We start from the raw sequence: 26,446 nt of genomic DNA on the forward strand, positions 1-26,446 counted from the left end.
CTTCCCAGTTACGAGCTGCTTTCCCAATGCCTCCGTAAACGACAAGTTTGTCTGGATGCTCAGCTACTTCAGGATCTAAGTTGTTCATTAACATACGAAGAACCGCTTCTTGCTGCCATCCTTTTGTATTTAATTCTGTACCCCAATAACGTTTCACGCGTTGTTCTGCAATTGTACTCATGTTTTGTTCCTCCCCGTTTATGATAGCTTAATTATATACGGAAAGTTGCAAACAATTAATTTATAATATGTTTTTAATTTTATAAATTATTTCGTTTATTTTCTTTTTAGTTTTCAATATTATAAACTATATTGAAAACTAAAAAGAAAAACGAATATTTGAAAAGCCTGTCTAAAAACAGTCAATCACTGTCTCTTAGGCAGGCCTTTAAATAAATAGCGTATAAATGTTTCATTTGTGCACTCCCTGGTTCCGTTCGTACACCGAAAGTCCCTCTGTCTTTTTTTCATAATCCCGATCGATAAGCTGATGGGGTGCATGCTTCAAACTGCTTAAATTTAGCATTAAAATAGGTTTGATAAGAATACCCCGTTAATCGTGCCACCTCGTCTAATGATAAATCTGTTTCTCGTAATAGACGTTTAGCCTCGCCGATGCGCACTTGATGCAGCGTCTCACGAAACGATTGACCTGACTCAGCAGCAAAGCGGCGGCTTAAAGTGCTTTTATTAATACGAAGCGCCTCCGCACAAGCTGCTAAATTCCACTGCGCATCCCAGTAGTTAGATTCAATCAATTCCCGTGCTCTTTCAACGAGTGTCCGCGGTCCTTCCTGCATTTGTTCATGTCCTTCCATAAGCAAGCGGGTAATAAAGGCCACCATCTCATGAACAATTTGGTAAATCACTGGCTCGTGAACGATTTGCTGGAAAACATGATGATAAGCCGTCTCTAAAGAAGCCGTTTGTAGATCATACGACTTCATATGTCTACGGATTTGTGCAAGCACACTCGTCAAACGAATACGAACCGTTTCTGGGTCAGGATAAGGCTGCTGGAAAGTGAGGAATTCATGCTCCATCCATTCCTGAATCGCTTTCGTCTCCCGTTTTTCAAGCATTTCAATCCATTCCCGCTGTTCTAAAGGAGTAAGAAATGGGTCCATTTCCCGTAAGGACATTTGATGATCTTCCGCTAAAATAACGTCATACCCTTCGAAAAAAATCCGTCTCGCCAATTGTCTCGTCTGCTGATACGTTTGTTTTAGGGATTCTTCTGAAGACGCCGTTTTCATGATAATCGCCAGCGGTTCATCATTCCGCTCTTTCCAGCGGGCCAGAAAAGCGTAGTACTCCCTTTGAAACACATTCATTTCCCCAGTTTCTTGTACACATAGAATAGAATCGTTTAACGCAAATATTCGATTCGCGCTAGTAAAAGGATAGCGTTGGAGCTCGTGATACACGAGAGGCAGCGTTTCTGAATAAGGAGTTAAAAAGGCAGCCATCGTCAGCGAGCTCGAGTGAGTACGCTCGGTTAAGAAAAGATCGGGATAATCAATAGGAAGTGAATCAGCTTCCTCTATTTTGTTATTAGCAAGGTGACGCTGTTCATTTCGCAGCTGATAACGCAGCTGTTGTATACGTCTAACTAAATCCTCCGAGGAAAACGGACGAAACAATACGTCTTCCGCACGAAAGCGCAGCGCCCGATAAGCGGTCTGAAAAATCCGTTCAGACGAAACGCCGATCCAGTGAAACTTATGCTGGCGCAGCAATTCGCCGACCTCTTCGCTTTCATGGGGCCACTTATCCATATCTAAAATGACAAGCTCAACCGGTTGTTTCCTGATGCCGGCCGCAAAGTCCTCGATCGTCTCCCACAGAATCAGCTGTATACCAGTAAAATGTGACTCCAGCATCCAGCGGATTCCCTGGGCTTCCAACTCGTTTTTAGCGATCAAATGAATGTTCATGCTGTTACACCTTCTTCTCTGCAACTTACTTCCTTATACCATATTCATCAATCTAATAAAATACTTCCTTACGTCAGATGTCTATGCTCTGTACTTAAACTTTATCGGAGAAAAAAACTGCTGCCACAATCATACCGTGACAACAGTTCAAATTCATCCCCAAATATCAAGTATACAATTTCATGAAGAAAGTTCTTGCCAAGGCTGTCACCTAATATGGAATATCCTCTTATTTTACTTCCATCATCGCTTTTAAGCTTTCTTCGCGGATAAGCTCTGTCAGATGCTCCTTATATTCCAAGAAACGAGGGTCAATTTTTATGTTGTAGGAACGCGGATGCTCCAGGTCGATCGGAATATCCGCTTTAATTCTTCCTGGTCTCGATGTCATAACAATGACTCGATTCGCTAGGAAAATAGACTCTTCTACATCATGGGTAATAAACAAAATGGTTTTGTGCGACTTCTCCCAAATTTCCAGCAGCAATTCCTGCATTAACGTCCGTGTTTGGTTATCCAGTGCTCCGAATGGTTCATCGAGCAGTAAAATCTCCGGATCATTCGCTAAAGCTCTAGCAATAGCTACACGTTGCTGCATGCCTCCCGACAGCTGCCGTGGGTAATGTTTTTCAAACCCCTTTAATCGAACCAAGTCGATATAATTATGAACGACTTCCTTCCGCTGAGCGGCCGTCATGCCGTTGTTCTTGAGCCCAAATTCGATATTTTCTTCTACAGTCAGCCACGGAAATAAAGAATAGGCTTGAAAAACCATTCCTCGATTGGATGATGGTCCAAACGTTTCTTCTCCATCTAAATACACATGGCCTGTTGTCTGCTCTTCCAGTCCTCCTACAATCCGAAGCAGCGTTGACTTCCCGCACCCAGACGGTCCCAGGATCGTAATAAACTCATTAGGCATAATCGTCAAGCTTGTTGTATCCAGGGCCAGCACTTGACGATTTTTGTTTCCAGTGTATATTTTTGTCACGTTATCGACTTGTACTTTTGGATTTCTCATCATCTCATCACCTTCCATAGTGCCATGGGAATGCTTTTCGAATGGCTACTTTTAAAATCAGGTCGGAGAGCAAACCTAACACTCCAATTGTTAAGATGCCGAAAATAATGTTTCCTGTTTTCAACATACGCTGGGATTCAAGAATCAAGCTGCCGATCCCGGACGAGGAAGCAACGAGTTCTGCCACAATAATATACGACCAAGCCCAGCCAAGGATCAGACGAATAATCTCCATAATCCCAGGGATAGAAGCAGGAAGAATGACGGAACGCAGTACACCGAAATTTGATCTTCCAAGCGTATAAGCGGCTTCTAAAAGCTCTTTGCGCACATTTCCAACTTCAACAGCTGTCATCAGAACAAGCGAGAAGAAAGTTCCAACGAAGATGATCGTTACCTTTTCTAACTCCCCTACGCCAATCCATAAAATGAAAAGAGGGATAAACGCAGAAGCCGGCATATACCGAATAGCAGAAATAATCGGTTCAAAAAACGCTTCAACCGGTTTAAAAGTTCCCATCAAAATTCCGAGCGGCAAGCCAATAATCGCAGCGGCCGCAAAGCCTACAAGCACACGATAGACCGTAATCGAAATATCACCAATAAACCCATATTCGGTAAATAGAATGATGCCCGATTGAAAAATGTCAGTCGGTGTAGGTAGGAACAATGGATCTACCAGCCCGCTGTAGGTTAACAGCGACCATAAAGCAAACAATAGAAGGATACTGGATATGCTGATTGCGACATACGTTTTATGCGGAATATCTCCCTGTGGCTGAAACCACTTGTGGTTCCTTGGCGGTTTCCTATTTTGGTTTTTCGGAACCGGACGCAAAGGCGGCTGTTTAACGACTTCTTCGTTTTTTAACACTTTTTCCATGCAGGACCTCCCACTCTTTTTTTATTGCTGAACAAATGAATAATCAATTAATTCATCAAGGCTCGGCTCTTTGTTGATTAAACCTTGTTCTTTCCAGAACTCAGATCCCATTTTTGACAGCTCATAAATTTGACCCGGCTTTTCTTTCGTACCGAAATACTCTTTGTTTTTCTGCTCATCGTAGAAGCGGACACCTTTTAATGATTCTTCAAGTTCTTCTGGTGATTGCCCCATGGCTTTCCCCATGATTTCCAATGAATCTTCTTTGTTTGTTTTGTAGTATTCTACTGCTTCAAACCATGATTTAACTAAAGCTTTGACTGCTTCTGGATTTTCATTTACAAAATCCTGATGCATCCCAATTGAACTTGCGATAACCCCTGGAGAGATATCACTCGTCGCAAGGACACTTCCGAAATCCGTTTGTTTCGCTTTCGTTAACCAAGGCTCCCACGTTACAGCTGCATCGACCTTGTTAGCGATGAAAGCAGCTCCAGCATCACCAGCTGTCATGTTTTGCGCTTTAATATCTTTGTTAAAGTCCATTCCCTCTTGTTTTAGCAAGTACAGGAACCAGAAGAAGCTTGCTCCTCCATCTGTTTGTACAGCTACCCGCTTGCCTTTCAAATCTTTCAAACTTTTAATCTCTTTCTTAGCCACGATCCCATCTCCGCCATACGATTCATCTAAAGCGACAACCTGTACAACAGGAACATCACTTGCAGCAGAGACTACATGCGCATCTACAGTGGTGGCAAATCCTTGTATACGCTTAGCCGCTAATGCCGTTCTGCGATCGGTGACGCTTTCCATTTTCATCAAATCTACATCGATGCCATTCTTTTCAAAAATTCCTTTCTCCTTAGCGATATACAATGGCGCAAAGCCTACCCAAGTAGATAATCCTAATGCAAAAGCGGTATTCTTCTTATCCTTGCCTTCTTTTTCAGTTTCCTTACTCGTTCCTCCACTACATCCTGTCATCAGCAATAAAAGCATAATCAAACAAACGGATACAAGTTTTCTCAATACTTTTCCTCCCGTATTTCGTTTTTAGGCAGTTAACGGAAAAACATGTAATATAAACTGAAAACAAGACACCTCCTTTAGAACAATACCCCCTCTTTATTGTTGAACAAATGAATAATCGATTAACTCATCAAGATTCGGTTCTTTTTGAATTAAATCTTGTTCTTTCCAGAACTCAGAGCCCATTTTTGACAGCTCATAAATTTGACCCGGCTTTTCTTTCGTGCCGAAATACTCTTTGTTTTTCTGCTCATCGTAGAAGCGGACACCTTGTAATGACTCTTCAAGTTCTGCTGGTGATTGTCCCATGGCTTTCCCCATGATTTCCAACGCGTCCTCTTTATTCGTTTTGTAGTATTCTACTGCTTCAAACCAAGACTTTACTAAAGCTTTGACTGCTTCAGGGTTTTCCTTTATGAAATCCTGATGCATGGCAATTGTGCTCGTAATAACCCCCGGAGAGATATCACTCGTCGCAAGGACACTTCCGAAATCCGTTTGTTTCGCTTTCGTTAACCAAGGCTCCCACGTTACAGCTGCATCGACCTTGTTAGCGATGAAAGCAGCTCCAGCATCACCAGCTGTCATGTTTTGCGCTTTAATATCTTTGTTAAAGTCCATTCCCTCTTGTTTTAGCAAGTACAGGAACCAGAAGAAGCTTGCTCCTCCATCTGTTTGTACAGCTACCCGCTTGCCTTTCAAATCTTTCAAACTTTTAATCTCTTTCTTAGCTACGATCCCATCTCCGCCATACGATTCATCTAAAGCGACAACCTGTACACCAGGAACATCACTTGCAGCAGAGACTACATGCGTATCTACAGTAGAGGCAAATCCTTGTATACGCTTAGCCGCTAACGCCGTTCTGCGGTCCGTATTACTTTCCATTTTCATCAAATCTACATCGATGCCATTCTTTTCAAAGATTCCTTTTTCCTGAGCAATATATAATGGCGCATAGCCTACCCAAGTAGCTACTCCTAATGAAAAAGCAGTATTCTTCTTATCCTTGCCTTCTTTTTCGGATTCGTTACTTGTACTCGTTCCTCCACCGCATCCTGTCATCAGCAATAAAATCATAATTAAAAAAACAGATCCAAGTTTTCTCAATATTTTCCCCCACGTTTCATTTTTAGATAATTAATAGCAAAGCATGTAATGTAAACTGAAAGCTAGGCATCCCCCCTTTGGATCTAGACCCTTTTTCTCTTAACTTATTTAAAGGGTCATTTATAAAGCGCTTTCATTGTTATTAGGATCAACTGTCCGCAGCCTTACAACAGCTGATCCAGCTCTAGATGCTCTTTTGCATGTGCATACATACGAAAATATGTATTGTAGATTATATAGTATTCCTTTTAGAAGATTCAGTCAATTATGAATATTAAGCAAAATTATACACTATACCACAAAAAAATAGTAGCATAGGGGAACACCTCGACCTATACTACTATTTTCGTATGCTTATTTCTAGGTTAGTTCATTAGTATGGGAACATTTTAGAAAATAATGGCGTTTTTCTAAAATTGCTCTTTGTGCACAATCTGTTCAAATGGTATATGTTTTTTAGGTTTTGGTTTTTCACCGATCTGTCCAACCCCCATGACCGTCACTATCCGTCGGTCACTGGGTATATTCAGTGCCTTGCGTACGTATGACTCTCGCTTCTCCGATTCTTCTTCATCTTCCGAGTGATAGATGGCCCCAAAAGCGGCACCAAGCCCCTCCCCCTCGGCAGCTAACCATATAAATGCTGACGAAATGGACGCATCCTGCAGCCAGTATTTACTGATGTCCGGCCGGCCCGTAATGACAATTCCCGCCCCAGCAGCAGCCAGCCATTTCATAAATGGAGTAGCTGTTGACAAATGAATGAGTTGTTCTCGATCAGTAATGACGATGAATTCACGGGAAGGCAAATTATTTCCCGTAGGTGCTAAGTACCCCGAACGAACGATCTGTTCCAAGACAGCTTCATCTAACTTTTCCGGTAAAAATGAAGTAATTTCTCTTCTTCTTTCAATGGCCTCATATACATTCATCTCTATCTCCCCTTTCTCTTTTATTTTATCAAAAGTTACTTATAAATTAGATTGGTTTTGTCAGAATAAACTTTCCTTTGTACTATTTTATCGAATAATAATTAAATACAAATAAACAGAACATTGCTATAATAATCTCAGAAACTAGCATACATACAGAACTTCTATTAATCGATTTCACAGGAGGGCATTTATGGGAAGAAAAAAAATCTTTACTGGTTTGATGAGTGTGATGCTTTTGATCACAGCATTTTTCTCACCAGCAGCGGCGGGGGCAGCGGAAGCAAAGATTGATTACGTTGCGATCGGTGATTCATTGGCAGCAGGACAAGGACCGTATGATAAGGACAAACCAGTGGAAGAAAAGATTGGCACAGGGTATACGGATTTGATCGCCAAAAAGTTGGGTGAAGACGGGAAGCTTGGTTCTTTTACGAAGGAATTCAGTGTCAGCGGAGCTACATCAGCAGATGTATTAGCCATGCTGCAAAATCCCAAAGCTCAACAAGCCGTGAAAGAAGCAGAACTCGTGACATTGTCTGTCGGTGCGAACGATTTATTTAAAGTGATAAAAGTTGATCCAACTACGGGTAAAGTAATTTATAACTTAGAAGAAGTACAGCAAACGATGGCTGCATTGCAGCAAAACTTAGCAGTCATCACGACCCAGTTGAAACAATTGAACCCACAGGCTAAAATTTATGTCATGGGTTATTATTTCGCTTTCCCGTATCTTCCTGAAGGAGCGGAGAAGGAGCAGGCGAAAGCGCTGTCTGCTCAATTAAATCAGTTGATTGAAGGGGTCTCTAACTATAGCGGTGTGTCGTTCGTTTCTGTCAAAGAATTTGACAAAAACAGCCTAGCGTATCTGCCAAATCCGCAAGACGTTCATCCGAACGAGGCAGGCTATGGGGTCATGGCGGACGCATTCTTTAGTGTTTATCAAGCACCTGATCGTTTCAGTGACCTTCCGGCAAGCTCCGAGGCACGTCACGCAATTTTAGCTCTGGCGAACGCCGGCATTTTAAACGGAAAAACAGATGGAACATTTGAACCAATCCGCAATATCACGCGGGCAGAAGCGGCGATTATTTTGGCAAAAGTCGTGCCAAACCTCCCTGCTTCTCCGAAAAATCCTGGATTTAAAGATATTACACCGAACGTGAAAGCCTATACAGCCATTGCTCAATTAACAGAAGCGGGTGTTTTTGCGAAAGCGCCAAGATTCCATCCGAATCAGCCGCTGACGAGAGCACAGATGGCTCGTCTTTTAACTGTCATTTATGGGCTGAAAGGTTCAGGCTCAGTTGATTTTAAAGATGTACCGGCAAACTTCTGGGCGAAGGAAGAAATTGATGCAGTCGTCACAAATAAAATCATGGTTGGTTCAGACAATCAGACGTTCCATCCAAACAATCCAATCACAAGAGCAGAATTCGCTATTACGATTTACCGGATTTTAGAAGGATTAAAAGCAGCTGCTTAACATGAGGAGAGGGTGTCCGATGAGGCACCCTCTTTCTTACTATTTGTGTTCAACATGAGCCTGCCTAGTGCTCAGTCCCATTTCTTTCCCTTCCTCCAATAAACATAACCACCAATAGCAGCCGCTAAAATAATGCAGACAATCAAATACACGCTAGATTGATCGAAATAAAACTCAACTGTATGCCACTTCTTCCCTAATTCCCGCCCGAGCGTAATAAAAGTGAAACCCCAAAAAGCCGCACCTGAGTAGGCGAATAAAGCAAAGCGTTTATATGACAAGCAATTAATCCCCGCCAAGTAAGCAGTAAGATGCCGAACTCCAGGGATAAAGTAGCCAATAAACAATAAATACGGACCAAACCGCTCAAACAGCTGTTGTGTTTTATTCATTCGTTTTTCTGTTAAATGAAAGCGGGGGCCGAATTTCCGTAAAAATGGCACACCTAACTTATTCCCTAAAAGGTAGCTGATCGATATGCCGCCGCATGCACCGATAAATGCACTAATAACGGCAAGACCATATGACATTTTCCCTTGAAATACGAGGTAACCAACGTATGTGAGCAGGATCTCGTCTGGCACAGGAAGTCCGATAACTCCGGCACATAGAATAATGATCATCCCTAGATATCCATAATGTTGTAATAAATAACCTAATTGCTGTTCCATAATTCACAACCTTTATTCACTGCTTCGCTGCTTTCTAATCGGGGCCCAATTTTCTTTCACTAATTCGGAAAATGTTTGAATCGGATGTTCTTTCTCCCGATGTTTACGGTAAATGAGGGAAGTGTTCAATCCTTTTGAAAAACGGTGCAGCACAGTGAGTTTCCCTGTGTTGATTTCCTCTTCGATCGTAGCGGAGCCTAAAATGCAAACACCCATTTGATTTAAAACGAATCGTTTGATCGTTTCTTCACTGCTGCACTCAATCACAGAAGCAGGCGAATAGTCGATCTCCTCAAACAATTTTTTTGATAAAGGTTCCTGATTTTTGTCAAGCAGGATAGGGAAGTTCTCAAGTACGGAGGCAGCCCCTTTCTCCTTCACCAGTTCAGCCGAAGCGGTCAGCAAAATATCCTCACTTTCAATAATGACAGACTCCACCCCAGAGAGATGGCATTCTCCTGCGATGATTCCAATGTCTGCCTCGCCGGAATGTACCATTTTAATCGCTTCTGCACTATGACAAGAGACGAGCTTTATATTGACTTGTGGATATTGCTGAAAGTAGGCTTTCAAAATCACATGCAAATAGTGAGTACAATAAAATTCCGGACCAGCAATCATTAGGCTGCCACAAAATTCACTTAATTTATTTAAGTCCTCACGCATCTCCTGCAATTGAGAAAAAATCCTTTCGCCGTGCTGCTGCAACAGCTTTCCCGCTGGGGTAAGAAACGTGTGATTGCCTGAACGCGAAATTAACGTATGTCCAAGCTCCTCCTCCAGCGCCTTAATCTGGATCGTAACCGTCGGCTGTGTATAGCCCAATTGTTGAGCCGCTTTCGACAAATTCAACTGTTCCGAAACGACCATAAACGTTCGTAAGTTTCTTAACTCCATCTTTCAGCACTCACTTTTCTTCCTATAATGATTCATCTTACACGGAAAAAGACGATTGAACAAATACCCGGCCGGATTTCTCAGCAGGCGATGTCCGGAGAATTAGAGGTTCCGACTGTATTGCGGCAGACATGACTGTATATTTGTAGTTTCTAACCACATTTTGGATAAGTGAGACCGCTTTTCCATCATTCTTGACTTCATCCGCAACGATAAACGTATGTTCATGATTTCCGATCGTATCGGCTTAATCAGCTTCTATACGAAAAAAGCCATGCAGTGGGTATATCCTTCTACATGGCTCTTTATTGTTTTATAGACCGCTTTCTTTTTCCGGTACAATATTGCCGTCTGATAAATAGTTCAAAACAGAGGCAATGAATACCTTCCCAATCGTCAGCATCGCTCGTTCATCTACGTCAAACTTCGGATGGTGATGCGGGTAGATCGCTTGAATGTCCGGATTGCCGCCGCCCACAAAAAAGTACGTCCCAGGGATTTCCTTTTGATAGTAAGCGAAATCCTCACTGCCTGTCATGGGTGAAATGCGCTCTACTCTTTCTTCGCCGAATAGCAAAGACGCCATTTCTTCGACGCGTTTCGTTTCATCCGGATCATTCCACATCGATGGTGCATCCCTTACATACATGTAATCGCATGAAGCACCCGCTCCGTTGCAAGTGGACTGGGATATTTGGCCGATCGCTTCTTCGATTAAATCACGTGTTTCTTCATCAAATGTACGCACCGTTCCTTTAATCACCGCGGCATCTGGAATCACATTCGGTGCACTGCCGCAATTAATCGCTCCTACCGTCAAAACTGCTGATTTCAATGGGTCGACACGGCGGCTGACGATTTGCTGCAAATTCAATACGAGCTGACAGCCTGTAACGAGCGGATCAACGGTCAAATGCGGCTGCGATCCATGCCCGCCTTTTCCTTGGACGGTAATTTCAAATTCATCTGCAGCCGTAGATGCGTATCCTTCACACACGCCGATTTTTCCTTCCGGGATCGTAGACATAACGTGCGCTCCATAAATAATATCCACTCCATCTAAACAGCCATCTTCAATCATTGGTTTAGCGCCGCCGGGTGTCAATTCTTCAGCAAACTGATGAACGAAAACGACATTTCCGCTGATTTCTTCCCTCACTTCACTCAATACTTTAGCCACTCCTAAAAGCGCTGCAGTATGAAGGTCGTGACCGCAAGCGTGCATAGCTCCAGGAATCCGAGATTTATATTCAATCTCTTTTTCATCTTGGATCGGCAGCGCATCGAAGTCAGCGCGTAAAGCGACCGTTTTACCGGGCTTTCCGCCTCTTAACAATCCGACAACCCCTCTGCCGCCCACACCTGTACGTACTTCTAATCCCAGCTTCTCCAAATACGCAGCAATCTTTTTAGGAGTCATTTCTTCTTGAAACGAAATTTCAGGATACATATGAAGATCTCTTCGGAAATCAACCATCTCAGAATATAAATTATCTAGTTTCGCTAATAAGTGATGGATCATGATAAAGATTCCTTTCCAACTTTTACTTCTTTCGCCGTCACACTTTGCGTAGCCAAGCTGACAACGATGGTTACTACTGTATTTAATACTAACGCGACAATTCCGATATCTAAATCTTTAATGACTTGGGGCAGTGAAGGGAACAACGTCCCAAAGGAAGAATTATTAAATGTCGTATACATCACAGCAGCGACACCAGTGATCATTCCTGCAATGGCACCATATTTATTCACAAAGTTACGCTTTAAAAAACTAAACAGCAATGCCGGCAGGATTTGAGAAATAAAACCGTAGCCGAGAAGAAGCAGCGTAACAATTGTATTTCCGCCATTCACTGTAAAATATGTCGCAATTAAAGCAATGACTGGAACCAAATATTTAGCGGTCTTCGTCACTTGTTGATTAGTCGCAGACGGCACCATCACTTTATACACATTCAACGAAAGAGAGGTACTCGTTGCCATTAACAGCATCGAACCAGGAACGAGCGCTGTTAACAATCCTGCGGCCCCAATTAAACCGACAAACCATGGATCAAATTTCATAATCGACAGTTTTAACAATGCGAAATCTGTGTCAGGTCCCTCTAGTCCAGGTACTTGTCCGATCGCAGTAAATCCTACAAAAAAGACGAAAAGCAACATCAAAGAATAGATCGGCTGCATAATCGTATTTTTCCGTATCGCTTTGGCACTTTCTGAAGAATAAATCGCATTGAACAAATGCGGCCATGCGATGCCCCCGATCGCACTCAATAAAGTAGCAGAGATAAACCAAGAAACACTAAGTCCCTCATCAGGCAAGTGGAAAAAACCCGGCTTCATTTCTTCTACTGCTTCAAACATTGGCTGAATGCCTCCATAGTAGTGAAGCGGTAAATAAATCCCTAAAAAGAGAACGATGAAAAAGATCATAAAATCTTTCAACACAGCCGTCCAGGCAGAACCGTGAATCCCTGATACCATGACATAAACCGTAAGCGCGGCTGCTCCCAAAACGGCCGCGACAGAAGGGGATATGGAGCCATAAGAGGCAGCGGATACAATAATTCCAAGACCCTTCAGCTGCAGAACAAGATAAGGAACCATAGCGATCACACCAATAACAGCCACTAAAACCCCCAAAAATTTACTATTATATTTACTTGTAAAAAAGTCTGGCTGAGATACAAGTTTTTTAGATTGTGCGTATTTCCAAATCGCTGGTCCAATCCAGTACATGAATATAATAGAAAGTGGCAAATAAATGATCATATAAGCAGCGGGTGCCCCTTTCCCGTAAGCCCAGCCGCTCCCTCCAAGGAAAGTAAACGTCGTATTCATCTCACCGGCAAGCAAGATAAAAATAATAAAAGCACCAAATCCGCGGCCGCCGACTGCCCATTCATCAAGGTCCATCTGTTTTCCTTTTTTCGCTTTAATACCTAAAAAGATCGACAGCAATAAAAACAATAAAATGACAATAAGTGCACTGTTCATTCATCCACATCCTCCAAATTACTAGGATCTAACTTATAAATCAGCCAAAGAAAACCACTGATTAATACCGTCCATATCGTCACCCAAAAGAAGAGAAACGGCATGCCGAGTACATAGGCATCTATTTTATTGATAAGTGGCAGCACCACTAATGAACCAATAAAAGGAATAATGGATAAAAGAATAATTATTCGTTTCATGCATACTCTCCTTACTCTGTTATGATTTATTATTCTTTACTAACACTCTGTATAAAATCCCATCTTTTCAACGAACGACACTCCTCCTATTATGCTGAATGATTCTGACCGGCTTTCTTTGTATCCGCTTACACCATAAAAGTAACGGGCAAGATACAGATTTTCTTTTCAAAATATTTATTTTTTTTATAGTATCACAGTTTTTTCTTCCTCATCATTGAAGGTTTTAATACCCTTTATAAAAAAAATTTATACTAAATATTTAGTGTATCTCGCAGAAATCCACCATAGTGATATGCATATTTTTACGTTTTTTTTCATAAACACGCAAAACCTGTTCACAAAATTCACCAAACAGCGAAGCATATATGTGTATATATATATTGCATATCAACGATTACTTCGTTGTATGTTCAAAAATAAAAAAGAAACCGAAGACAGTGGTCTTGGTTCCTTTTGTTATTTTTCACTACTGTCTGCGATTTCTTCAATTGAGTTTGTCACGTAAATGGCCCGCAATGCCTTGTCCGACAAATATTGAATGGCACCGGCGCCGCCAAGATAAAATTGGGTCTTCTGATTTTCAGCAGCGAACTGGTCAAGGTTTTCAACAAGGTGTGGATCTTTTTCAAAAGGAATCGTCGTAACGGCAGACAGAAGAACTTTGGCAGGCTTCAGCTTCTGTACGAGTGATTCGATCGAGCCTGGAGCTGGAGAAGCCCCGATCAAAATGGTTTTCCAGCCTTTCATCATACATTGCAGCAATAGTATATGCAGGGGAATTTCATGCTGTTCATATGGAAGACATGCACCTACAATTAAGGGGGCTTCTTGTCTGCATTGATAGTTTCGCCGTATTTGCACTAAAAAGTCGCGTACGACAAGACTTGAAAGTGCCTCTTGATATTCGCTCCATTCTCCCTTCTCCCAGCGGCTTCCCACTTGTGTCAAAAACGGAATAACAACAAGTTTTATAAACCGGTCCAATCCGAGCTGATAATACGCCTGCTGTAAAATAAGCGTTAGTTCTAACTCATCACAATGGGCTCCCTTTTGGAGCATCTGCAAAACGTAATCATTCCATTCTTTATAGTGAAGAGTCGATTCCTGTTCACGGGAGAGATTCATATTTATAGATGTAAGCTTCTTTTTTGCCAATGCAGCAGCCTGCTTAATGGAATGTCCCTGCTCAGATAATTCTTTGACTGTCAAAAGAATGCTTATATCTTTTTCGCTGTACATTCTATACCCATTTTCCAATCTTATCGGCTGTATCAAGCCATATCTCTCTTCCCATTTACGAATTACCTGTTTTGACATTCCTGTCATTTCAGCCACTTGTTTTATATAATACAGCCCATTTGTGTAAGCTTGACTCATCATTTTCATCCTCTCGAACAACCTACTCAAATCATCCATACACATTTTTTACCAAACAAAGTATATCGTATACACCTACTTCGTACAATGTTTAAAATCAAACATTGTACAATCACTTGACGGATGATCTTGATTTTGGTATCAATAATAGAAAAATCCAATGTTGATCAGAGGGGAGAAAAGTTTGAACAAAAAAAGCATACGAGAAGCCGGTTTATATGGCTTTTTCTCTGGAATCCTTTTAGCTATTTTCCTTAAAATAGTGGAAGAAACAACTTCCTTGAAAGTCTACACCCTTTTATTGAACGTCGATTATATCCCTTTTATTAACCAATATCGTTTCCCCGAAATCGTGGAGGTGGGGTTTCATCTCATCATTTCCATTTTACTAAGCTTCTGCCTATTACTTGTTATGACTTATCAGCGAATCACATCGAGTAAACATATTATTTTGTTCTGCATAGGCACTTGTTTTACTATTGGATGCCTTCTCTTTCCAACGACAGTCTTATCAGTCAGAACGCCTCCCGTTACAAGTTTACCCGCTTTATGGTATTGGCTTATCGGTCACAGTCTATACGGATTTGTACTAGGCTTCTTGTTTCAACGGAGACATACTAAGAAGTCCCCCATTCCCTCTTTCCCTGACGGAGCATCCGGACAAAATTAAAGGTAAAAAGCCGATTTATGAGTAAGCATGATCGGCTTTTTTCTATTAGCTCATTTTCTATAGCGCTTCAGAAATGGCAGAAGGTCTGCCAAATAAGTAACCTTGGAATAACTTATATCCCCTGTTTTTTAGCCATATAAAATCTTCCCGTTCTTCAATCCCCTCAGCAAGAGGAACGGCCCCCACCCGTGCAGCTGCTTTTAATATCGTTTCCGCAGTTTCTTGCTTCAGCAGGTCCCTAGAAACGCCTTGTACAAACTTCATATCTAATTTCATATAGTGGGGAGACAGCTCTTCCAACACCTCAAGTGTATTAAACCCTTCCCCGACATCATCTAAAGCATAATGAAACCCCTTCTCTTTATAGTACATTAGTATTTTTTTCAAATGCTCTATATCTTCTACTCTTTCTGTTTCCACTACTTCGAACACAAATTGGGAAGGTTCAATTCCAAGTTGATCAGCTAAACGGACGGTTGATTTTAAGCAATGTTCGGGTGAATAGATAGCAGTAGGAATAAAATTAATAAATACTTTCTTATTAATCATTGCAGCACTGCGAACAGCTGCCATACGGCAAACACGATCGAGGGCATACGTTCGGTTCCTTCTTCTTGCTGCAGAAAAAGCCTGATAGGGAGAAATGGAACAACCGGAATCATCCGTAAAGCGAGACAACATTTCATAAGCGACCACCCGTTCGTTCCTATCTACAATCGGTTGAATGTGACAAGTAACAGACTGTTCAGTAATCACTTGATCAATCCATTTGAACTCAATCAGTCCCAGTACATCATGAACCGGTTTCCATTCCTGATCATCTATGCGATATGAAATATGATCCATATCCATGTGATCGGAGAAAAAGTCATATAAACCCGCTATTCCAGACTCTTTTACAACAATGATGTCGTTTCTATGATTAATTAACAGCCTGTTCGTATGAAGATAATTCACAATTTGAGGAACGTAATTTAAGTTATCTTTTCCAAAAAACCGAATTTCATAATATAGTTCTAATGGGTGACAAGCATGACACTGCGACACGGGCGATTCCTCCTGATCTTTATGATATTTTACCTATATCATAAAGGAAGATCCCCTCTTGTACAACCTTCAACGAAAAGATTATACAAACATTTGACATCACTACTTAAGTCTGATATTAATGGAACAAGAGGAATAATTATCTAAAAATTGCAGCAGTACTAAGTGGGAGAGATCGAAGTTGGATAAACTCTTTAAATGGAAAAATAAAAGAAAAGAAGAATCTTCTATTTCAGAACATGTAACAACGCAAATGCCAATGATCGATTTGCATACACATCCAGAATTAAAAAAACAAATAGAGCTCATTGATTTAACCGAACAAGATTTAGCACTTATTAAATCGTTTCAGCCTTTGGTCACTAAGAATATCGATGAAATTGTATCGGTCTTCTACAACAAGGTGCTAGCAGTCCCAGTTCTCCGTCAGATCATCGAAGAACGAAGCACAATTGACCGTCTGAAGCAAACACTTAGCACCTATATTATCGGAATGTTCAATGGGGAGATCAATGCACCTTCCATTGAAAAACGGGTCAAAGTCGCACAAATGCATTTTAAAATTGGCTTAGAACCAAAATGGTACATGGGTACATTTCAACAAGTGAAGGAAGTGATTATCCGTGTAGTCAATAAAGAACTTCCCTCCAACGATAGACAGGAACAAGCAATGATCTCGATTTCAAAATTAATTAACTTTGAAATGCAAATTGTCTTGGAAGAATATGAACAAGAAAATGCTAAATTAAGAGACCAACAATATGAACAAGTGAAGTCGGAGCTAAAAAATAAAATTTCATATATTAGTGAAGGTCTTGCTGATCTAGCAGAAAAAACGAGTGTATCTGTAGAACAGGTAGACTTACGAACGAGCGGGATAAGCGATAGCATTCATGCGAACGTAGAAAGCGTTAAACAAATTCAAGCGGATGCTGCTGAAGGACATGAAATGGTACAACAGCTAGAGTCTCATATGAAGTTCATCGCGGGGAGCACAGAACATATGGAAGAAATTATCGGCCAGCTTAAGTCCTCCTCAGACAAGATTACAGACATCATCGCCATGGTGAAACAAATCGCCGAACAAACAAACTTATTGGCGTTGAATGCCTCTATTGAAGCAGCCAGGGCTGGCACGCACGGAAGCGGATTTGCCGTCGTTGCTCAAGAAGTCCGGAAACTCGCCCAACAATCCAAACATTCCGTCGAGCAAATTACGCAGCTTGTCTATGACTCTGCATCATTGACGAACCAGGCCGTGAATACAACTGTTGACGTCAAACACAAAGTAAACATGGGACTAGAAGATTCTGCGCAAACACAAAAGAAATTTCATCAGATTCTTATGTCTATCGAAAAAAACAATAGACACATGAATGGAGTAGAAGCAGATGTAACAGAACTAGCTCAAGTGATCAAATCCAGCAGCAGCGATACGAGAAAAGTAGCAGAATCGGCTGAAAGCCTATATCAAACGGCCAGTAAACTTTAAACATATGAGTACGTGTGTCTTCACTAAACGAACTATGGTTGGTAGTCTATTGAAATCACACTTTATTGTTCATAAAAGAGATAGTCCTTTAAGTGATTATATGCTTAAAGGACTATCTCTTTTGTTAAGCTTCCTGCCCAGCTGGCTTATGCTGAACTGCCACTTCAAACGTCGTTAATTCTGCGCTGAGGATTGGGCTCTCTTCTGGCTTTTGTTCCTCTTTCTTAGCATGAGCTTTTTGAGCGTATCTGCTTTCCCGCCACTTCTCAAAAAACGTGTGGTCTTCCCATGTTGTACACACTTGCAGTTCGTCATACTCTGGGCTGTTTTCTTTTTTCAACACTTCCATGAACACAAACCCTTCAAATGTATGAACGGATTTCGGTGTAGCAAAGCGAGGAAGTATTTCGTCTGCTTTTCCTTTTTTGATTCGAATGGTGTTCACTGCTTTCATCATTGTCATCTTGTTCCCTCCTTCAATAATAAAAATGGAAAAAATCTTCTTTTTCATTTTACCACGGAATGAATACATATGCGTCCAGCGCTCCTCTTCAAACAACTTTTCAATACATTCTTCTTTGCTCACAATCACAAACACGGCCGCCTTGCATACATTGCATGTAGTGCTATATAAAAGGAGATGAACATCAGTGGATTACAATGATTATTTTTATTATTACCCCTTTCCATTCGATGAAGAAGAGCTAGCATTCGAAAGCAGACAATTTCCGTTTTTCCCGCCAGGTCAGTCCCCGGGCTTCCCAGGAGGATCTGGACCTCCGGGACCACCGCCAGGATTTCCACAGGGCGGGCAGCAGCAAGGAGGACCGCCATCTTCCCCTCCTCCAGCATTTACACCACAGATGCAGCAAGCTTCCGCCTTTGCCGTTGATCCAGGGGCGATCAGAGGCTGTTTATTCCGCTACACATACGTTTGGCTTCAAAACGGCCAAAGCTTCTGGTTCTATCCCGTCTTTGTAGGGAGAAATTCCGTATCCGGATGGCGTTGGAGGAACCGGCGCTGGGTTTACTATGGAACCGATTTACGAAGAATCCGTTCATTCCAATGTTTTTAATGTTCCTTCATCTACACCCTAATCATGCTTAGCATGAATAAAAATCAGCAGCCAATTTTCTCATTTAGAAAAGGGGGGGCATGCCCCCTTTTCTAAATGAGAACTCTTAACTCCTATTATTAAATTAGACGCATTATCAAACTATGAAATATATGATAAACTTCAATTATCCAGATTTGTAAATAGGAGGTAAAGTATGATGTTTAAAAAACTACTTATCGGGACATTCGTTTTCTTTTTCATGTTTAGCGGCTTTGAAATACAGCAAGCCCACGCTGCCAAAGTAAAGGGGTTTGATTTTAAACCAGGAGATATTTTAGTTACCTCAAGCACACAAGGGGGCAGCGGGGTAACTGGACATGCCGGAATTGTGTTACCGGATGGAAAAAACATTGCACACATAAGAACAAAAGGCGCAACAGCGACATCAATCAGCATTTCAGAATGGATCAATACAGCTTACCCTAAAACAGTAGTGGTTAGAGGAAACTCGACTACTAATGCAAAGAAAGCAGCAAAGTATGCTTTAGATTATTGGGTTGAAGGTAAAGGTAAAAATACTTCTTATCGAATCACAAGCAATCCAAAAGACCAAAGTTATGTTTACTGCTCAGAGCTAGTATGGCAATCCTATTATTATGGGGCTGGTTTTGCTTACAAAGTACCTGCTGCTAATATATTTGGTTCAAAAATCCCTGAAATTATCCATCCATATAATTTCTCAACAAGCATGCCGCAAAAACTGAATAAATTTAGCACAGTAAAGTCATTTAATGGCGGGCTGTAAGCCTATAAAGCTATCGCAGTCATGAATTTACATATTAAAAAGGAGAAGTGCTGTCACTTCTCCTTTTATATCGTTACTTCCCTTTTTTCTCAATCCGTATGGCGGTAACCAAAATAATGATGACAAGAATGACCTGCGGAATCACTGTTTCCCACGTTGGATAAAAACCGAGCCAGCCCATCAGCGGCAGCGGTTGAATTTGTGTTGTACTAACCTGGTTGGTGATCTGAAGCGCATGAATACTTACACCAAGTATTTTAAACGCTAAAAAGTAAATCAATATCGTTGCGGCTTTGAAAAACGGGCCGATAGCGATTTTCGTACTGTAGCGCAGGAACAGCAAGGCGAACGCCGCCAAAATCACTACCGCTATGGCAATACCGGCGAGCAGTTTTCCTGTGCTGATCGAAGGAGCCATTCCCATGTAGAAAATAATCGTTTCTGCCCCTTCTCTAAAAATCGATAGAAAGCTAACGAATGCCATCGAGACAATGCTTCCTGTTGAAAGCGCCATACCCATTTGTTTCTGAATGTATTGGTTCCATGCTTTCATATTGGACTTTTGGTGCAGCCACACTCCGACACCAATCATCATGACGACGGCAACGATCCCTGTCACCCCTTCAATGACCTCCCGATTGGCACCCGCTGCCGCCGCCGAAAACGTCATATTAATAAAGGCAGCAGCAGCGATACTCATTATGATCCCGGCGAAAGCACCGAGCCAAATCCACTTTTGCTGATCAGAAGCATTTGCTTTTCGTAAAAAGGCAATGAGTGCTGTGACAATAAGCAGCGCCTCTAATCCTTCACGAAGCATAATTAATGCAGCATCCCATATCGTGTAGCTTGTTTTTTCCTGCAGCAGTTCAATCGACTGCTTATATTGCTTTATTTTCTTCTGCTGTTCTTTCACATCGGTCCCTGAAGAAAGCTTGCCGGCAATGACTGGAATGTTACTTTCTAACTCCGTATACAAACTTCCATTTCTCGTCCGTACGTCCCCTTCAACAGACGGCCACACCGTTAAAAACTCCTGCAAAAACGGAACGGCTGCTTTCGGCTGCTGATCCTCAACCGCCCCATCTGCTTTTTCCAACAAATCAATTAACGTCTGCAAGGAATAGTTTTTGTTTTCAACTTTCAATTCTTTGCCGGAAACAAATTCTTGGACAGCGTCCGCGAGCGTGTCATAGATCGTTCGGATTTGGGTGAAGTCTTTATCTTCCTGCATTAATGCCATTCTCAGAAAACCTGTTTGTGTCTCGATTTTCCCGTAGTATGCAATACTTTGCTCACGGACGATGCCTTCTTTTCGAGTCCACATCGTCTGAAACTTTTGATACTGAGCGTATGCTTCCTCTGCATTTTCCTCTTCAATAGCAGCTTTTAAATTTGTCAAAATTGGTGTGAATGCCGCTTTGACTTCTTGACGCTGAGCTTCTTCATCAACTGGATTTTGTTCTTTTTCAAAAGCAACGAGCGCATGTGATACGTCAGATAGAGCGGCGAGCATCGGCTCTTGCTGCTGTTTGCCTAACGCTCTATTCATCTTAGCAATCGCCTGCTCTACATGTTTCGCTTCTTTGCTGTCTGTCTGATCCACTTGCTCCCAGTCTTGATGTAACTGAGCTGCCAATGCTTTTACTGCTTCCCAGTCGCCGGCTTTCGTTTTCATCATTGCATCACCGACTGAAATAAACAGCTCCCCGTAATCTTCTTCCGCCTGCACGAGCTGCATCGGGGAGAGGATATACAGCATTAACAAGAAAAGAATACCTAGTTTTTTCATCGAATCCTCCCCTTATCCAAACAACTCGGCTCCGAGATAGCTGCCTTTTTTTACTCCTGGAAAACAAGCAAACAAAGCGCTGCCGCGGTGCGTAATATATTCATTCAATTTATCCACCCGTCCGAAGCTATTTTGAATGTTAATAAACTGTTTCGGATGTTTTTGGAACGAGATAAACAGCAGCCCCGCATCAAAAGCGCCCGTGTTCGGATGAATACCGTCTGAATAAGAAAAGGAGCGCCGCAAAATCCGGTCTTTCACTTGCTTCGCTAAATAGACATGCGAGTTCTCTGGAATGACTCGCTTGCCATTTTCCGTTCGGTCAATCCCCATTTCATCATGTTCATTCGTTTTTCCGAGTGGAGCGCCCGTATCACGGTGCCGGCCAAATGTCTCCTCCTGTGCACTTAAAGCCGTACGATCCCACGTTTCAATATGCATTTGAACGCGTCGGGCGACTAAATAAGTGCCGCCCGTCATCCAGCCTGTTGATTCACCCGGCTGCACCCAAACGACCTCATCCATCTCTTTTCGATTATCCACATTGGGATTGCCTGTGCCGTCTTTAAAAGCAAAAAGGTTGCGCGGTGTTAACTTTTTCTTATTTTTCACTTGATAAGAATTGAATCCCGTTTGCGACCAGCGCATCGTTACTTTTCCCCGTGCTGCACGAATAAGGTTGCGTACGGCATGAAAAGCTACTTGCGGATCATCTGCGCATGCTTGAATACATATATCGCCGCCAACATAGTGCGGGTCCAGCTGATCTTTCGGAAAATGAGGAAGGTCCTTCAACTCTTTTGGCTTCATATGCTGCAGTCCAAGTTCCTCTTTGTCAAACAAACTCGGCCCCACGCCAAACGTCAGTGTCAGATGAGAAGCATCGAGTCCTGCGGCTTCCCCTGTATCCGCCGTTGGAAGCAGCTTGTTCGCTGTATAAGGCTCGACTAATTGGCCGTTCATTAATTGAACACTATAAGTCGTCCATAGTTGAAACATCTCTTTTAACTCTTTTTTCGATGATGCTGTACAATTCAGAGAAACAAAGTACACGTGTTCCGGATCTTTCGTTAAAATGCCAGATTGATGCTTATCATAAAATTTAATTTTATTGACGGCCGCTTGATCATCATCAACAAATGGATTTGCTCCGAAAGCCGTCAACGCGCCTGTCAAACCAGAAGCACCGAGGATCACCCCAGCCCCTCCAATCCCAGCCATCTTTAACACATCACGACGAGAGACTTCTTTTTGTAAAATAGATTTTTCTTCTGAGCTGCTCATTGATCTCACTCCACAACGATGGCCATTTGGCTTAAAGGTTCCCCTAGATGGTCGACTGCTTCTGACAAGGCTTTCGTATCTTCTTTCGTCAACGTTTCATAAGAGACGTATCCGCCTTTGCCATCTTCATATTTTGCTAATAAATCATTCAACGACGCAAAGTTTTCCTCTAACGTTTTCACAAGAGCAGCATCTTTCTCTTGTAATTTCGGTTTGAAAATCTCGAAAATTCTCTCTGCTCCTTCTACATTCGCTTTAAAATCGTATAGGTCTGTATGTGAGTAAATTTCCTCTTCACCTGTGATCTTTGATGTGGATACTTCGTTCAATAAATCCACCGCTCCTGTAATCATTAAGTCAGGTGTCACTTCCACTGTTTCCACTTTCGCGCGAAGCTCTTTCACATCTTTCAACAGCTGATCAGCGATTGCTTCATATCCTTTTGTCGTTCCTTCCACCCAAAGACCTTGCTCAATTTTGTGGTAGCCGGACCATTCTTCCTCGCCTTGTCCTTCTTCTTGAATATCCGCTAAACGCGCATCAATGCGGGGATCCAGATCACCAAAGCTTTCTGCGATTGGCTCTGAGCGTTCAAAGTACATCCGTGCAGGCGCATACAATTCTTTCGCCTTTTCCACGTCGCCCGCTTTGACTGCCCCTACAAATCCTTCTGTAGCAATCACAAATTGATCCAGCTGGTCTAAAGAAAACTCTTTATATGCCTGCATTTCTTTATCTAGTGAACTAGCCTGTTCTGTCATTTGGCTAACCTCTTTGCTCTCCTCATCCTTCTGTGCCGTCTCTCCGCATCCCGCTAAAAGACTACCTGATAACAATAAAAACCCCGTTGCTTTCATGACTTTATTCATTAGTTGAAACCCCTGACGTTATAATTTTTTATTCTATCAATTATTAACGATAATCATTGTCAATTACCTTGTCAATACCTTTTTTTACCTTTATTTGTCCGATTTCTCTCCTGGAAAATAGACACTGAAGTTGGATCATCTAAAAAGGAAGAATCCCTTGAAAAGATCCTCATTTCCGACTAAATATGTTATTCTATTTCTGGAATAAAGTGGTTCACAAGATCCCATTCTACGTATCTACTAAAATAGATCCTTCTCAGTTCTTGAAGTTTATAACGGGGACGGTCTTGCAGAAACTCAAAAGCAGCTTCCTAAGAAAAAGAAATGAGGTTTTAAGATGAAAAGAATACTAGCATGTACGGCGCTGATAAGTGGTTTGCTATGGAGCGGACAAGCAGAAGCAGCCGCCTTTCCGGATGTACATCCGAATGAAAAAGCTTATGAGGCAGTAGAAGAAATGGCTTTACGTCAATTGATTTCAGGGTTTCTTGATGGCTCCTTCCGCCAAAATGAGCCGGTAACACGTGCACAAAGCGCTATTTTTATCGGAAGAGTACATGGAATAGAAGGATACAAAGAAGCAGAATTGCCATTTACCGATGTGGCTCCCCACCAGGCAGCCTTTCCGTACATTGCCTACTACACTCACAATGGCGTCTTTGAGCCTGGACAGCGATTTTATCCCGATACGAAGCTGACACGCGCAGAAATGGCGCGCACGGTTGTAAAGGCGCTATCTCTTCATGGAAAACCAGCTTCCTCATTTTCGGACGTGCCGGATTCCCATCCAGACGCTTCCTATATTAATGCACTCGCAGCAAACGGCTTAACATCGGGAGTAGGCAACAATAAATATAATCCGGACGGCCTTGTAACACGCGGCCAAATGGCGATTTTTATGCTGAATATTGATAATTTCATTGGCCCTGATCAAGACCCTGAACCGGAATACAAACCTATTTATTCGATTGATCCAAACTTCGCTGTGAACAGCACCGAATATGAAATTTGGAAGATCGTGAATCAAGAGCGGGCTAAACATGGGGCTGCTCCGCTTAAACTTGCTGTTGATGTCAGCTTTGTCGCCCGTACAAAATCAAAAGATATGCACGACAACGAGTACTTTAACCACACATCACCGATATTCGGAAGCCCATATCAAATGATGAACAGCTTTGGCCTGACCTACACATGGGCTGGAGAAAATATTGCCGCTAATCAATGGGATGCTGAACACGTCATGGAATCATGGATGAACAGCCCCGGGCACCGAAGCAACATTCTAAATCCATCGTATACTGAAATCGGCATCGGCGCCTATAACCGCTACTATACACAGATGTTTCTTACGAGGTAAGTGAGTCCATTGGAAAGCACACCTATTTTTGCAGTGCCTTTTCATCAATAAAAGCGGAAAGAGGGGATACCAGATGGTCAAGCTAAGAAGAAAAGAAAAAAGACGGATAAATAATGAACGTTATTCTATCGGTGATTTTTTTCTCGACCTTCTTCTTTGGGTTCCAGAACTGCTGCTTCTGCCTATTCGATTATTGTTTTTAGGAATCCGACTGATTGTTCGATGGATCGTGGATTTTTTTTAATCAAACGAACGACGAAAATGATTGCACACATTTTTTTCTTTCATTTGCGGCCGGATGATCTGCCTTTCTAGTCTCCCCCTGTCCATTTCCAGAAAAAGAAGAGCGATTCACCTACTTGCGTGATCGCTCTTCTTCCTTATTTTATTTCACTGTAAAATTCATTTTCACTGAATTTTTCAAGTTTGTGCCCGCTGTATCTGAGATTTTTTTGCCGATGTAAAGTGTATACGTTTTACCTGCTTCGTATGGCTGCAGCGGTGAAACGGTGATTGTTTTCGTGGCATCTGAATAGCTGAACGTTGTTTCTACAAGGTTACGCTGTTCATCTAGAACGACAATATCAAGCTCCGACAGTGTGGCGGCATCTAGCTTTTTACTAAATTTGATTCGCCATTCTTTCGTAACTGGTGCATTTTTGACAGGTGTTCTTTCTTCAACGGTCTCATCTTTGTCAATTTCTTCTTTTACTTTATCCTGAATTTGGGTAATTGCTGCCAGTACAGCATCAATGTCCTTATGAAGGGCAGCGATGCGATCATAGCGCTCCTTCAAAGCAGCTTTGTCCGCTCCTCTGGAAGACAAGGAATCCAGCTGCTTTGTGACAGCATTCAATCGGTTATGAAGGGCCTTGAACTTCCCCATGTAGCCCGGGTGCTCTTTTACTTCATTTTCGACTTCATCCTCGTCATCGTCTGCATCTTGATCATCATCTTCTGCTTCCGCTTCTTCTTGATCCCCTGTGTCTGTCAGCTCATTGTCTTCTATTTCTTCAGTCGGTTGTACAGTTTCATTTGTTATTATTTCTTCTGAGCTGGCTTTCGCTTTATTTTCGACAGTTTCACTCACAGGTTGTTCATCCGTTTGAGGCTGCTCTTCTGTTTTTTCACCATCAGTCGTGCTTTCATCTGCTGGCTTTTCTTCTGTCTGCTCTTCAGCGTCCTGTTTATCTTCCGTTTCTGCCCCATCTTCTACTTGATCATCGTCGTTATCTTCAATGTCAGTTAGTTTTGTTTGATACTTGATTAATACTTTTTCAATTTTATCTAACTGTTTGTCAATCGATTGCAGCTGCTTCATCTGACCGTGCTGCTGTTTGTCTTGATGTTTGTCCTGGTGTTTGTTTTGATCCTTTTTGTTTTCCTGCTCTTTCACTTTTGTGCTGTGTGCCGTGTGTGCATCGTCCTTTGGTGATGCGTAGGCAGGACCTGATAACATCATTCCTGCTGCGAGAACCGCGGCGGCCACTGGTGTCATTTTTTTGTACATTCCCTTTTCCTCCTCT

The 26,446-nt window shown here is 42.1% G+C and carries 23 protein-coding genes and 3 pseudogenes; 7 read left to right on the top strand and 19 right to left on the bottom strand.

Annotated elements, in window-relative coordinates:
* The 7 genes and pseudogenes from QYG89_RS15730 to QYG89_RS15760 all read right to left on the bottom strand — a co-directional run.
* Nucleotides 1–181 (bottom strand): annotated as a pseudogene (locus tag QYG89_RS15730) (urocanate hydratase); the annotation flags it as partial.
* Between the two features lie 286 nt (nt 182–467).
* Entirely contained in the window at nt 468–1,937 is a 1,470-nt protein-coding gene (locus tag QYG89_RS15735; protein WP_404319019.1) for a helix-turn-helix domain-containing protein, read from the bottom strand.
* A 229-nt stretch (nt 1,938–2,166) separates the two neighbouring features.
* On the bottom strand, nt 2,167–2,961 hold the full coding sequence (locus QYG89_RS15740; protein ID WP_404319021.1) for an ABC transporter ATP-binding protein: 795 nt from the start codon (nt 2,959–2,961) through the stop codon (nt 2,167–2,169).
* 4 nt (nt 2,962–2,965) lie between these two features.
* Nucleotides 2,966–3,841 (bottom strand): ABC transporter permease, encoded by an 876-nt coding sequence (locus QYG89_RS15745; RefSeq protein ID WP_404319023.1) that lies wholly within the window; start codon nt 3,839–3,841, stop codon nt 2,966–2,968.
* A gap of 21 nt (nt 3,842–3,862) precedes the next feature.
* Nucleotides 3,863–4,870 (bottom strand): ABC transporter substrate-binding protein, encoded by a 1,008-nt coding sequence (locus QYG89_RS15750; RefSeq protein WP_404319025.1) that lies wholly within the window; start codon nt 4,868–4,870, stop codon nt 3,863–3,865.
* A 96-nt stretch (nt 4,871–4,966) separates the two neighbouring features.
* The gene (locus QYG89_RS15755) at nt 4,967–5,980 is read right to left on the bottom strand and encodes an ABC transporter substrate-binding protein (RefSeq protein WP_404319027.1); all 1,014 of its coding nucleotides are present in this window, start codon (nt 5,978–5,980) and stop codon (nt 4,967–4,969) included.
* A gap of 410 nt (nt 5,981–6,390) precedes the next feature.
* A complete protein-coding gene (locus QYG89_RS15760) occupies nt 6,391–6,912 on the bottom strand; it encodes a nitroreductase family protein (protein WP_404319029.1) in 522 nt (173 codons plus the stop codon).
* A 193-nt stretch (nt 6,913–7,105) separates the two neighbouring features.
* Between QYG89_RS15760 and QYG89_RS15765 the strand changes: the two genes are divergently transcribed.
* Nucleotides 7,106–8,398 (top strand): S-layer homology domain-containing protein, encoded by a 1,293-nt coding sequence (locus tag QYG89_RS15765; protein ID WP_404319031.1) that lies wholly within the window; start codon nt 7,106–7,108, stop codon nt 8,396–8,398.
* A gap of 71 nt (nt 8,399–8,469) precedes the next feature.
* Here the strand turns inward: QYG89_RS15765 and QYG89_RS15770 are convergent, their stop codons facing one another.
* The 7 genes from QYG89_RS15770 to QYG89_RS15800 form a co-directional block, all read right to left on the bottom strand.
* Entirely contained in the window at nt 8,470–9,069 is a 600-nt protein-coding gene (locus QYG89_RS15770) for a DedA family protein (protein ID WP_404319033.1), read from the bottom strand.
* Nucleotides 9,070–9,081: 12 nt separating this feature from the next.
* On the bottom strand, nt 9,082–9,966 hold the full coding sequence (locus QYG89_RS15775; RefSeq protein ID WP_404319035.1) for a LysR family transcriptional regulator: 885 nt from the start codon (nt 9,964–9,966) through the stop codon (nt 9,082–9,084).
* 313 nt (nt 9,967–10,279) lie between these two features.
* Complete coding sequence (locus tag QYG89_RS15780) at nt 10,280–11,488, bottom strand: M20 metallopeptidase family protein (RefSeq protein WP_404319037.1); 1,209 nt, start codon at nt 11,486–11,488, stop codon at nt 10,280–10,282.
* On the bottom strand, nt 11,485–12,966 hold the full coding sequence (locus QYG89_RS15785; protein ID WP_404319039.1) for a sodium:solute symporter family protein: 1,482 nt from the start codon (nt 12,964–12,966) through the stop codon (nt 11,485–11,487). Before QYG89_RS15785 ends, QYG89_RS15780 begins: the two co-directional genes overlap by 4 nt.
* Entirely contained in the window at nt 12,963–13,166 is a 204-nt protein-coding gene (locus QYG89_RS15790; RefSeq protein ID WP_404319041.1) for a DUF3311 domain-containing protein, read from the bottom strand. The genes QYG89_RS15785 and QYG89_RS15790 overlap by 4 nt, the downstream gene beginning before the upstream one ends.
* 459 nt (nt 13,167–13,625) lie before the next feature.
* Nucleotides 13,626–14,549, bottom strand: a complete 924-nt coding sequence (locus QYG89_RS15795; protein ID WP_404319043.1) for a MerR family transcriptional regulator — start codon at nt 14,547–14,549, stop codon at nt 13,626–13,628.
* Between the two features lie 724 nt (nt 14,550–15,273).
* Nucleotides 15,274–16,263, bottom strand: coding sequence for an EAL domain-containing protein (locus QYG89_RS15800; protein WP_404319045.1), 990 nt, complete (start codon nt 16,261–16,263; stop codon nt 15,274–15,276).
* Nucleotides 16,264–16,522: 259 nt separating this feature from the next.
* Here QYG89_RS15800 and QYG89_RS15805 point away from each other — a divergent pair.
* Nucleotides 16,523–16,990 (top strand): annotated as a pseudogene (locus tag QYG89_RS15805) (protoglobin domain-containing protein); the annotation flags it as partial.
* A gap of 345 nt (nt 16,991–17,335) precedes the next feature.
* Nucleotides 17,336–17,755, top strand: a pseudogene (locus QYG89_RS15810) (methyl-accepting chemotaxis protein); the annotation flags it as partial.
* A 124-nt stretch (nt 17,756–17,879) separates the two neighbouring features.
* Here QYG89_RS15810 and QYG89_RS15815 read toward each other — a convergent pair.
* Entirely contained in the window at nt 17,880–18,347 is a 468-nt protein-coding gene (locus tag QYG89_RS15815) for an antibiotic biosynthesis monooxygenase (protein WP_404319047.1), read from the bottom strand.
* 58 nt (nt 18,348–18,405) lie between these two features.
* Between QYG89_RS15815 and QYG89_RS15820 the strand changes: the two genes are divergently transcribed.
* On the top strand, nt 18,406–18,831 hold the full coding sequence (locus QYG89_RS15820; protein WP_404319049.1) for a hypothetical protein: 426 nt from the start codon (nt 18,406–18,408) through the stop codon (nt 18,829–18,831).
* 196 nt (nt 18,832–19,027) lie between these two features.
* Nucleotides 19,028–19,618 carry a YiiX/YebB-like N1pC/P60 family cysteine hydrolase gene (locus QYG89_RS15825; RefSeq protein WP_404319051.1) on the top strand — a complete coding sequence of 197 codons (591 nt, stop codon included), beginning with the start codon at nt 19,028–19,030 and terminating at the stop codon, nt 19,616–19,618.
* Nucleotides 19,619–19,691: 73 nt separating this feature from the next.
* On the opposite strand, the gene QYG89_RS15830 is transcribed toward QYG89_RS15825, so the two are convergent.
* Genes QYG89_RS15830 through efeO form a run of 3 tightly spaced genes read right to left on the bottom strand, consistent with a single transcriptional unit; the run spans nt 19,692 to nt 23,563 of the window.
* Complete coding sequence (locus tag QYG89_RS15830) at nt 19,692–21,410, bottom strand: FTR1 family iron permease (protein WP_404319053.1); 1,719 nt, start codon at nt 21,408–21,410, stop codon at nt 19,692–19,694.
* Nucleotides 21,411–21,422: 12 nt separating this feature from the next.
* On the bottom strand, nt 21,423–22,694 hold the full coding sequence (gene efeB / locus QYG89_RS15835) for an iron uptake transporter deferrochelatase/peroxidase subunit (protein ID WP_404319055.1): 1,272 nt from the start codon (nt 22,692–22,694) through the stop codon (nt 21,423–21,425).
* A gap of 5 nt (nt 22,695–22,699) precedes the next feature.
* The gene (gene efeO / locus QYG89_RS15840; protein ID WP_404319057.1) at nt 22,700–23,563 is read right to left on the bottom strand and encodes an iron uptake system protein EfeO; all 864 of its coding nucleotides are present in this window, start codon (nt 23,561–23,563) and stop codon (nt 22,700–22,702) included.
* A 337-nt stretch (nt 23,564–23,900) separates the two neighbouring features.
* On the opposite strand from efeO, the gene QYG89_RS15845 reads away from it, so the two are divergent.
* Entirely contained in the window at nt 23,901–24,920 is a 1,020-nt protein-coding gene (locus QYG89_RS15845) for an S-layer homology domain-containing protein (RefSeq protein WP_404319058.1), read from the top strand.
* Nucleotides 24,921–24,993: 73 nt separating this feature from the next.
* A complete protein-coding gene (locus QYG89_RS15850) occupies nt 24,994–25,164 on the top strand; it encodes a hypothetical protein (RefSeq protein ID WP_404319060.1) in 171 nt (56 codons plus the stop codon).
* 141 nt (nt 25,165–25,305) lie between these two features.
* Here the strand turns inward: QYG89_RS15850 and QYG89_RS15855 are convergent, their stop codons facing one another.
* Entirely contained in the window at nt 25,306–26,430 is a 1,125-nt protein-coding gene (locus tag QYG89_RS15855; RefSeq protein ID WP_404319062.1) for an Ig-like domain-containing protein, read from the bottom strand.
* Between the last annotated feature and the right edge of the window lie 16 nt (nt 26,431–26,446).

It is taken from the genome of Bacillus lumedeiriae (assembly GCF_044891285.1).
Classification (GTDB): Bacteria; Bacillota; Bacilli; order Bacillales; family Domibacillaceae; genus Pseudobacillus; species Pseudobacillus lumedeiriae.

What these genes read in the sequence shown, in the direction of transcription:
- efeO (WP_404319057.1), bottom strand. Translation starts at nt 23,563, where the DNA reads ATGAATAAAGTCATGAAAGCAACGGGGTTTTTATTGTTATCAGGTAGT.
- QYG89_RS15845 (WP_404319058.1), top strand. Translation starts at nt 23,901, where the DNA reads ATGAAAAGAATACTAGCATGTACGGCGCTGATAAGTGGTTTGCTATGG.
- QYG89_RS15760 (WP_404319029.1), bottom strand. Translation starts at nt 6,912, where the DNA reads ATGAATGTATATGAGGCCATTGAAAGAAGAAGAGAAATTACTTCATTT.
- QYG89_RS15780 (WP_404319037.1), bottom strand. Translation starts at nt 11,488, where the DNA reads ATGATCCATCACTTATTAGCGAAACTAGATAATTTATATTCTGAGATG.
- QYG89_RS15775 (WP_404319035.1), bottom strand. Translation starts at nt 9,966, where the DNA reads ATGGAGTTAAGAAACTTACGAACGTTTATGGTCGTTTCGGAACAGTTG.
- QYG89_RS15735 (WP_404319019.1), bottom strand. Translation starts at nt 1,937, where the DNA reads ATGAACATTCATTTGATCGCTAAAAACGAGTTGGAAGCCCAGGGAATC.
- QYG89_RS15830 (WP_404319053.1), bottom strand. Translation starts at nt 21,410, where the DNA reads ATGAAAAAACTAGGTATTCTTTTCTTGTTAATGCTGTATATCCTCTCC.
- efeB (WP_404319055.1), bottom strand. Translation starts at nt 22,694, where the DNA reads ATGAGCAGCTCAGAAGAAAAATCTATTTTACAAAAAGAAGTCTCTCGT.
- QYG89_RS15795 (WP_404319043.1), bottom strand. Translation starts at nt 14,549, where the DNA reads ATGATGAGTCAAGCTTACACAAATGGGCTGTATTATATAAAACAAGTG.
- QYG89_RS15765 (WP_404319031.1), top strand. Translation starts at nt 7,106, where the DNA reads ATGGGAAGAAAAAAAATCTTTACTGGTTTGATGAGTGTGATGCTTTTG.
- QYG89_RS15790 (WP_404319041.1), bottom strand. Translation starts at nt 13,166, where the DNA reads ATGAAACGAATAATTATTCTTTTATCCATTATTCCTTTTATTGGTTCA.
- QYG89_RS15825 (WP_404319051.1), top strand. Translation starts at nt 19,028, where the DNA reads ATGATGTTTAAAAAACTACTTATCGGGACATTCGTTTTCTTTTTCATG.
- QYG89_RS15785 (WP_404319039.1), bottom strand. Translation starts at nt 12,966, where the DNA reads ATGAACAGTGCACTTATTGTCATTTTATTGTTTTTATTGCTGTCGATC.
- QYG89_RS15850 (WP_404319060.1), top strand. Translation starts at nt 24,994, where the DNA reads ATGGTCAAGCTAAGAAGAAAAGAAAAAAGACGGATAAATAATGAACGT.
- QYG89_RS15745 (WP_404319023.1), bottom strand. Translation starts at nt 3,841, where the DNA reads ATGGAAAAAGTGTTAAAAAACGAAGAAGTCGTTAAACAGCCGCCTTTG.
- QYG89_RS15740 (WP_404319021.1), bottom strand. Translation starts at nt 2,961, where the DNA reads ATGATGAGAAATCCAAAAGTACAAGTCGATAACGTGACAAAAATATAC.
- QYG89_RS15770 (WP_404319033.1), bottom strand. Translation starts at nt 9,069, where the DNA reads ATGGAACAGCAATTAGGTTATTTATTACAACATTATGGATATCTAGGG.
- QYG89_RS15855 (WP_404319062.1), bottom strand. Translation starts at nt 26,430, where the DNA reads ATGTACAAAAAAATGACACCAGTGGCCGCCGCGGTTCTCGCAGCAGGA.